Origin of the sequence: Microcystis sp. LE19-10.1B, assembly GCF_027530565.1 — a bacterium.
Classification (GTDB): Bacteria; Cyanobacteriota; Cyanobacteriia; order Cyanobacteriales; family Microcystaceae; genus Microcystis; species Microcystis aeruginosa.
On sequence record NZ_JAPZQM010000021.1, the window covers coordinates 1 to 8312 of the forward strand.

Annotated in this window: 8 protein-coding genes and 1 pseudogene; 2 read left to right on the forward strand and 7 right to left on the reverse strand. The window is 41.8% G+C overall.

Features of this window, described 5'->3' with window-relative positions; translation table 11 throughout:
- Positions 1 to 1730: DNA gyrase/topoisomerase IV subunit A (locus O9332_RS00810; RefSeq protein WP_288023277.1), on the reverse strand; the 1730-nt coding region annotated here is incomplete at its 3' end.
- An 82-nt stretch (positions 1731 to 1812) separates the two neighbouring features.
- Between O9332_RS00810 and O9332_RS00815 the strand changes: the two genes are divergently transcribed.
- Positions 1813 to 2217 (forward strand): response regulator, encoded by a 405-nt coding sequence (locus O9332_RS00815; protein ID WP_002761765.1) that lies wholly within the window; start codon positions 1813 to 1815, stop codon positions 2215 to 2217.
- 243 nt (positions 2218 to 2460) lie between these two features.
- On the opposite strand, the gene O9332_RS00820 is transcribed toward O9332_RS00815, so the two are convergent.
- The 6 genes from O9332_RS00820 to O9332_RS00845 form a co-directional block, all read right to left on the reverse strand.
- Positions 2461 to 3153, reverse strand: coding sequence for a M15 family metallopeptidase (locus O9332_RS00820; RefSeq protein WP_002761763.1), 693 nt, complete (start codon positions 3151 to 3153; stop codon positions 2461 to 2463).
- A gap of 4 nt (positions 3154 to 3157) precedes the next feature.
- On the reverse strand, positions 3158 to 3283 hold the full coding sequence (locus O9332_RS00825; protein WP_288023284.1) for a hypothetical protein: 126 nt from the start codon (positions 3281 to 3283) through the stop codon (positions 3158 to 3160).
- Between the two features lie 153 nt (positions 3284 to 3436).
- Positions 3437 to 5089 (reverse strand): DNA phosphorothioation system sulfurtransferase DndC, encoded by a 1653-nt coding sequence (dndC, locus tag O9332_RS00830; protein ID WP_288023280.1) that lies wholly within the window; start codon positions 5087 to 5089, stop codon positions 3437 to 3439.
- A 4-nt stretch (positions 5090 to 5093) separates the two neighbouring features.
- Complete coding sequence (locus O9332_RS00835) at positions 5094 to 6044, reverse strand: HNH endonuclease (protein WP_353852214.1); 951 nt, start codon at positions 6042 to 6044, stop codon at positions 5094 to 5096.
- Positions 6045 to 6312: 268 nt separating this feature from the next.
- Entirely contained in the window at positions 6313 to 7047 is a 735-nt protein-coding gene (locus tag O9332_RS00840; protein WP_288023283.1) for an SDR family oxidoreductase, read from the reverse strand.
- Between the two features lie 38 nt (positions 7048 to 7085).
- Positions 7086 to 7874 (reverse strand): class I SAM-dependent methyltransferase, encoded by a 789-nt coding sequence (locus tag O9332_RS00845; protein WP_002761744.1) that lies wholly within the window; start codon positions 7872 to 7874, stop codon positions 7086 to 7088.
- A 78-nt stretch (positions 7875 to 7952) separates the two neighbouring features.
- Here O9332_RS00845 and O9332_RS27885 point away from each other — a divergent pair.
- Positions 7953 to 8162: pseudogene (locus O9332_RS27885) on the forward strand (MvdC/MvdD family ATP grasp protein); the annotation flags it as partial.
- Positions 8163 to 8312 lie beyond the last annotated feature (150 nt).

Here is an 8312-nt window from a genome sequence, read left to right on the forward strand (position 1 = left end):
GTGGGGTGTGGGGTGTGGGGTGTGGGGTGTGGGGTGTGGGGTGTGGGGTGTGGGGTGTGGGGTGTGGGGTGTGGGGTGTGGGGTGTGGGGTGTGGGGTGTGGGGTGTAGGTAAGGAAACCTCTTTCGTCTCTGGTGGTGAAAATTTTTTCATCGGGACTGTCTCCTGTTTTTTAACAACAGAATCCTGTTTCTTCCCTGCTGTCTCCTGTCTCCTGTCCCCCGACTTGCCAGTGGGAATTTTTGTCCGTCTGCTATCGGCGAATTTTTTCTTTAAAGAGCGCAATTCTTTTTTCAGAGACTTGAGAAACTCCTGACGGTTATGGAGGAGGGTTTCTAACTGTTGAATTTTTGTTTGTAATTCCGTCGCTTCCGTCTCTAACTTTTGTCTTTCCAAACCGGTTAAACGACGTAGGGGCATAGCCAAGATAGAATCAGCTTGAGCGTCACTAATGCCCAATTCTGCCTGAAAACGGTACTTAGCCGTCGTCCCATCGGGAGCATTTTTGAGAATATCCACCACTCGATCGATATTCTGCAAAGCTAATAATAAACCCTCCACTAAGTGTAAGCGATCGCTGGCCTGTTGCAACTCATCGCCATACTGACGGGTGAGAGTCGTTTCTCGAAAGCGCAAGAATTCCTGTAAAACTTGTTTTAAAGATAACTGCCGGGGTTGATTATCGACCAAAGCGAGGATAATCGCCCCAAAATTAGTCTGTAGGGCCGTTTGTTGGTATAAAGCCGCCAAAACCTGCTGCGGTTGACTTTCCCGCTTTAATTCAATCACCACCCGAATGCCTTCGCGATTACTTTCATCGCGGATATCGGCAATTCCCTCCAATTTCCCTAAATTGACTAATTCGGCGATTTTTTCGATCCATGCCGCCTTATTCACCTGAAAAGGCAACTCAGTAACCACAATTGCCGTCCTTTCCCTTCGGCGCTTGCCCTCAATGATAATTGTTTCAGTTTTCGCCACTCCGCGCACGGGAATAATCCCCCTACCGGTGCGATAAGCCTCCCGAATGCCGGTATCATCTAAAATCTCGCCTCCCGTGGGAAAATCGGGCCCGGGGATAATTTCTACTAACTTTTCCTCGCTTAAATCGGGATTATCAATCAAAGCGATTAAACCTTCCACCACTTCCCCTAAATTATGGGGAGGAATATTAGTCGCCATCCCCACCGCAATACCTGAACAACCATTAAGAATCAGTATCGGTAACTGAGCGGGTAAAACAACGGGTTCCTGTTGAGAATTATCAAAATTACTGCTAAAATTAACGATAGCTTCGCTAATTCCCCCCAAAACCGCCTGATCACCGATGCCGGCCAAACGGGTTTCTGTATAACGCATGGCCGCCGGGGGGTCGTTATCGATCGAACCAAAGTTACCATGGCCCGATAAAAGTGGGTAACGACTGGAAAAATCCTGTACCATACGAACCAGTGCCTCGTACACTGACTGATCGCCGTGGGGATGATATTTACCCAAGACATCCCCCACCACCCGCGCACATTTACGAAAAGGGCGATCGGGAGTTAAACCCAGTTCGTGCATAGCGTATAATATGCGACGATGCACTGGTTTTAGTCCATCGCGTACATCCGGCAAGGCTCGCCCCACGATCACACTCATGGCATATTCTAGATAGGATCGTTCCATCTCTTGGTGTAAGGCCGTGGGTATAATTTGACCACTAGCTAAGAAATCCAGTTGTTTGGCCATGAGTCTCTCGTTTTCAATCTGTCTAGCTGTGAATCATAAGGCATTTTGCCCGTTTTAACCTTGTTTATCCCTGAGCATCCCTATGACGACTGTTTTGATTGTAGAAGACGACCCGATTAATTTTCGCGTTTTTGCCAAAATTTTGACCAAACGAGGTGGTCTAGAGGTTAAAGGGACCGAAGACGTGGAAGAAGTGCTTCGTATTGCTCGGGATAAGGAAGCGGACGTGATCTTAATGGATGTCTCCCTCTCCCATAGTGTCTATGAAGGGAAAGCGGTAGATGGCATTAAAATCAGCCAAATTCTCAAAGCTAACCCCGAAACCGCCGATTTACCCGTTATTCTCGTCACTGCTCACGCTATGGAGGGCGATCGAGAGAATTTTCTCAAGCAGAGTCAGGCCGATGGTTATATTTCTAAACCAGTGGTTGATCACCAAGCTTTTGTTGATCAAATCTTGGCGATCATCGATCAGAAGCTGGTCTAAGCTTTGAGTCTTCTTTTGTTAGTATATCAGTATTGATCTAGGGTTGGCTGAATAAATCTAAAAACCTTATTGGGTAAGACTTTTAGACTTTTTGTCAATCAAAAAGTACCGGCGACGGAAGTGATTGGGGGGAAAATCCCTGGACTTTTCCCCTGAAAATTAGGTAATTGACCCCCTCAAAATCTGTAAAACCCTACACCCCACACCCTGTCCCCACAAGAAACTTTTTGCCGCAAACCCTACTTAATCCTCCACTCTGCCATAGATGGCGTAGGCTCGATCGAGCGACCAGGCCCACATCTGATCCCCTAGGGAAAAATGCCACCATTCCCCCTTATGTCGGCTAAATCCCGCCTCCTCCATCACTTTAGCCAATAAAACTCGTTTTTGATGATAACTCTGTTCTCGCGGGCTTTTTGCGGCGATATAATAATCGGGATGCGATCGCTCACTGATCTCATCGATTTCTCCCCCCATGGGGATGGCTTGTCCCTTCTCGTCCACCAGGGTAATATCGATCGCCGCTCCGGTACTATGGGGAGGCGGAGTGGCGGCATTATCGCTGGGAACCGCCCAAATAGTGTAAACTTCTGTTAAAATCGCTTGACTTTCTGCCTCCGATAGTTTCTCTTTGGCTAATCCTTTTGTGTCTAGGAGAGTCTGAAAACTATAATCGACCATAAATTGTTGCACTTCGATCGGTCGATAGGCATCAAAAATCAAAATTTGCCAACCGGGTTGATAGACTTGCAGACGGTTTTGAGCATCAATTAGGGCATTTAACACCCCTTGTCGCAAAAAATAGGGAGATTTACCCCGATAATTAGCCCCTAATTTCTCGTAAGCATGGGGAGAAGGGATAACAAATTTATCTGCGGGTATAGGTACTAGGGGTTCCCCACATTCACGAATAGGAATTTTTTGGTAGGGTTTCATCTCGTCATCGGGAAACAGTAATTTTATTGATGGTCCACTCGATCGCCAGTTTACATAGGGTTTGCGGCAAAAAGTTTTTCGTGGGGGTAGGGTGTGGGGTGTGGGGTGTGGGGTGTGGGGTTTTACCCATTTTCAGGTGGTCAATTACCTAATTTTCAGGGAAAAAGTCCAGGGATTTTCCCCCCAATCACTCCAATGGTCGGCACTTTTTGAGGGAAAAAAAGTCTAAAAACCTTATCCAACAAGGTTGTTAGATTTATTCAGCAAACCCTACATAAACCCGTTATTCTTCCTCCTCAACGTTTGTAGGGAATTTCATACTGGCCCAAGTTAACTGTTTTTGCGGGTCTTTTTCCGGTTCACTAAAACTCTCTTTGAGTTGTTCTTTCACCTGAGCAATATTGCCACTTTGAGCGGCATTCTTTAGATCATAGACATAACGAGCATTTTCGATCGCTTCCTCTTTACTACGAGAACTAGACTCAAAGCATTTTTCTAGGTCTTTGTAAATACCCTTGCGAGAGATTTTGAGAAAATATTGACGTTCTGTATCGATAAGTTTAGCCAATAATTCTAGGTGCATGGAATCCTCGGCACAGATATCCGCGAGTATATCCCATTCTTCACTCCCCAAAAGATTATTATCCGCTCCCGGTCGCGGGTCTTGAAAAGTTTCTCCAGTCACTTGTTTATAAATCTTCGGTAATTGGTCATCAAATTCGTGCTTTTCTTCCCTCCAAATCCGGCGAATTTCGCTGAGTTCCTCCGTGGTAATTAGGGTAATATCTTTCATCTCCTCTGGGGCATTAGTACGCACGCTCTCCTGAGCTTCTAATACCCTTCTCAGCCAATATTCTCGCCATTTTTTAGTATAGGGTCCCGGTATGGGTTCGATCGATATTTCTCCATTTAAGTTTCTTTCAAATAATTGTACTTTCCCAAAGATACGGCGAAAATCCCGTTTTGGTCGGTCATCTTCTATATCTAATTCGTTGCGAAGCTCTAAAAGCGGTTGTAACCATTCTTTTTCTTCGTCATTCTGTATCATTGCCTCCATCGATTTATCTTTATTCACCAACGTACACACCCAACAACCTAAGCGCGAATCTCCACAGCTAGGAGTGGAAGTATCTACCACTAGGGGACATTCATTATCCGCAGTCGCTCCTCTATACATTGCTAATAATTCTTTGTTATCTCCTCCCCAGGGATTTTCCCACTGCATTAAGTACATCCATACTTCATCAGTACGCCAATCTTCTAAAGGGCTATAAATAATTGCATTGGGAAGGCTACCACTATAGCGCAATGGTTTACTAATATTCTCCTTAAGATTAAGTTGTTCTTGAAAGCTATTAATTTCATATTTATTCATTGTTGAAGCACGTTTATTACTCTCAGCCTTTCTTGTACCGAGCATAAGAATAACTTCGCCATTTTCTCGAATTTGCTGACGAATAAAATGATTTGTTGGTGTTATCTTTAGTCTTTCAGTACACCAACGAAATCCATGACGAGGTGCAGGATAGCCTTTACCAATTAAACAAGTCCAAAAAGTATCTTTTATTTCTGGGCGTAATAAATAAGGTTCTACAGGCATCTGCTGCATTTTAGCTTCATTTTTCATTCTGGCTAAAGATTGTTTAACCCAAGTAGATACAAGAGGATTTTCAACTTGAGTATCTGTAGTCATTACATAAATTTTTTTATGACGCTCCTCGATGGAAAGTTTGCTGATTGCATTCCAAATTAACTGAACAACAGCACTACTATCTTTTCCTCCTGAGTAACCTATAACAAATGGAATACTGTTAGAAAGATATAAACTTTGAATTTCTTTTGTAATTATTTCAACGTCTATAACAAAGTCATCAACAGTTCTAGAAGGAAAAATATTTATCTGTGTTTGCTCGCCAAAAATAACATTATTTCTCATAAATTTAACCTTTAAATATATTATCTCTATGCCATTTTACGGATTCAAGATTAGGCAGATATTCGTGATTATCAGGCAGTATAAGATTCTCACCATGAAAATCTTTTATAGACTTTGCGTTCGGTGAAACTTCTTCAAAATCTTCTGTGATAATAATTTTGTATTGATTATCAATTGTGAATAATCCTTGATCAAATGCCCAATGATGATTTTTACACAGAGATAAACCATTGTTTATCTGGTTATTATAGAATTTAGCAAAAGGTTTGATATGTGCGCCATCGACAATACTTTGTGTCAAGGAGTGGATTACTTTAAGACCACAAAAAGAGCATTGATAATTATATATATAAACGACTGCTTTACGAAAAAAAGCACTTCTTATTAAAGATTTTCGTAGGTAGAATTTTTTCTCCTGTTCTACATTATCGAATATTGATAATTCTTCCGTACTTACATCCTGCAAGTTAGTGTTAATAGTCAATATTTCACTAATTTCTTTTTGAGATGATAAAAACCATACTGATATTAAAGTGTCTATTAATTCTTGACGACAATTTTGGTCTTGAAGCAAATTATATAAATCCTCATCTAATGAGGCATATTCTACAGCTAATTTGAGTTTTTTCATTGACTTTGGCTGTAGCCCATTAAAATCTGGCTTTAATCTTAAATACCAGAATCCTTCGCTTTGTAAGTGAAAAAATGGATAATACAACCCCCCCTCGTATTGAGACGATAAAACATTCCAGTATTTATTAAATGTATTAATTAATTCATCCGAAACAAAAATTTTATTTTCCGTGATTAATCCCTGTGAAATTAGATCGATAACTGATAAAAGTAAAATTGGTTTATATTGAGCATTACCTCTTTTTTTACTAACATTAACATTCAAAGATGCGAATCTTTCACAATAATATTTTAAATTGCGTAGGGGAAGACTATCGACCATAGGGGTGGGAGATATGCGGATAAAAAAAGGAAACTATTACCAGCATACAGGAAAACATCCCACCGAGAGGAAAAAATACAGAAAGCCTAGAGAGATAGTCATAATAACATCGATCGAGCGCGGCTGACAAGCGATCGCAAAATCGAACCTATGTACTATGATCAACCCTTAATGCAACTTTAAAAACCCGCTTCCCACTCCCTCCTATACCCTTTAAAGAGGATTTAGTATCACTTTCCCGGGTTGAGGGTTTAAGTCCGGTTAGGGATTAAAGAGTAACTCCACCGTCCACGGGTAAAACCACCCCTGTCATATAGGGGTTGATAATCAAACTCAATACTGCTAGGGCGACTTCTTCGGGTTGCCCTAAATGTTCGACAGGTAGAGCAGAAACCGCCCATTTGCTCAGGTCGGAGCGTTCCGAATCACCTTGACTGGTCCAGATGCTTGTATCTTCTATTAATCCGGGGGCAACAACGTTAACGCGAATAGGAGCGAGTTCTAGGGCGAGGGCGCGTCCAAATACGGCTACGGCACTATTAGCGGCGGCTATGACGGAAATTCCGCCCATTTTGGAATATTTGAACATAGTGACGCTGGATGTCAGGGTAATAGAACCGTCCTTGGCCAAAGTTTTCAGGGAGCCACGCACTGCTAAAAAGGTTGCCCAGAATTTCTCCATACCTCCCCGGGCCGTTTCTGTGGTCATTGCGGTTAATAAGGCTCGCGGCATATTTCTGTCTCCGAGAGAGGTGACTACTAAATGGTCAAAGTTGCCAATTTCTGCAAAAAAGGCATTAACAGAATCTTCTTCTAAAAAATTAACAGTTTTGGCTTCAATCTCCCCGGAAATTAGGGCAACAGCGGCAGCTAATTTCTCTTGAGAAGCATGGGAAAGCACCACTTTTGCCCCCAGGGAGAGCAATTTTTCGGCAATCCCTAGGTCAATCCCAGAGCTTGCACCAATAATAACGACTTTTTTACCCGATAAGGAATCAAACATTTTTTTGTCTCCAAAAATTCAAGAAAAACTTACAACTATTACAGTATATTGACTGGCTTTTGGGCAGCAACTAACCAATAAGTTATGGCCGAGGAACTTAGCAAATTATCCAGAGCATTAATGTTTAAATTATAGGTTTCTTCGTCTAATTTTCCCGATTGCAATTCCTCTGTTAACCAAGACTTAAGATGGCGAAAATGTCTGAACCAGCACTCCTCCGTCACCTCGACAAATTGAACATCTTTAAACCCTGCCTGTTGATAAAGATTTTGATACTCTGCCCTATCTTTGACCGTGTTTGCTTGGGGAACTGTCCAATCCCCTAAAAGTTCTGTTGTGGCAAAACTCAGATCTGAGAGAATTAAGGTTCCCCCCGGCTTTAATACTCGCCAAGCTTCTTGGAAGAATTGCCGCCTGGTATTAAAATAAAAAGCCGCTTCTACACAAATAATTTGCTCAAAAGAATGATCAGCAAAATCCATCTCTACTGCGTCCATTAACAGAAATTTACCCTCGGGAAAATTCAAGAGACTTCTGGCAATTTGTGTCGGAGAAATGTTAATCCCCACAATTGCTGTCAATGGGTAATATTTGAGAAGATAATGGGTAGTTGCTCCCAAACCACAGCCAACATCAAGAATTGTTCCCTGTTTGTTGGGAATAAATTCTAAAAGTTTCTCCATCAGAGTAGAGGATGCTTCCTGTTGATCTTGGGTATGGGAGAGCCAATAACCGACATTAAAAAACTCTCTTTCACCATAAAACTCTCGAATCGAAGGACTACAAATTAAATCATCGAATCTACTAATCCATTCATTTTTATCCATTGTTAAACTCACTTAACTGTTTCGGCAAAAACTACATTAGTTTAACACGATTGGGCTTAGTAGAGCGGGAAGTGGGAAGTGGGTTATAGCAATGCTTGCCAAACTCTTGTTAAGGCACTAGATATTGACCGCGTGGCTGAGGCGATATAAAAAAAAGGAGCCACACCTTTTCCCTTAGATACCGATAAATTTCCCTTAGAGGTTCAACTAACAGCCCAATTTAATGGTAAAAAAAGTTTTTATCAATTAACCTATAACCATCAATCTATATTATCATATCTGGTGAGGGACAGAAGTTAGGGAGCATCTCACCTTTGCAATAAGTAGAAATGCTTAATGAGATCAATAAAAAAGTTAAAAAAGGCAACCATTTAGATAAGCACAGCGATGACGAAGGACTTGCGGTACATTACAAGATTGCCAACTTGCACCAGTAAT

Excerpts from the sequence above, each read along its gene's own strand:
- dndC (WP_288023280.1), bottom strand. The coding sequence starts at position 5,089 with ATGAGAAATAATGTTATTTTTGGCGAGCAAACACAGATAAATATTTTT.
- O9332_RS00845 (WP_002761744.1), bottom strand. The coding sequence starts at position 7,874 with ATGGATAAAAATGAATGGATTAGTAGATTCGATGATTTAATTTGTAGT.
- O9332_RS00825 (WP_288023284.1), bottom strand. The coding sequence starts at position 3,283 with ATGGGTAAAACCCCACACCCCACACCCCACACCCCACACCCTACCCCC.
- O9332_RS00820 (WP_002761763.1), bottom strand. The coding sequence starts at position 3,153 with ATGAAACCCTACCAAAAAATTCCTATTCGTGAATGTGGGGAACCCCTA.
- O9332_RS00815 (WP_002761765.1), top strand. The coding sequence starts at position 1,813 with ATGACGACTGTTTTGATTGTAGAAGACGACCCGATTAATTTTCGCGTT.
- O9332_RS00840 (WP_288023283.1), bottom strand. The coding sequence starts at position 7,047 with ATGTTTGATTCCTTATCGGGTAAAAAAGTCGTTATTATTGGTGCAAGC.
- O9332_RS00835 (WP_353852214.1), bottom strand. The coding sequence starts at position 6,044 with ATGGTCGATAGTCTTCCCCTACGCAATTTAAAATATTATTGTGAAAGA.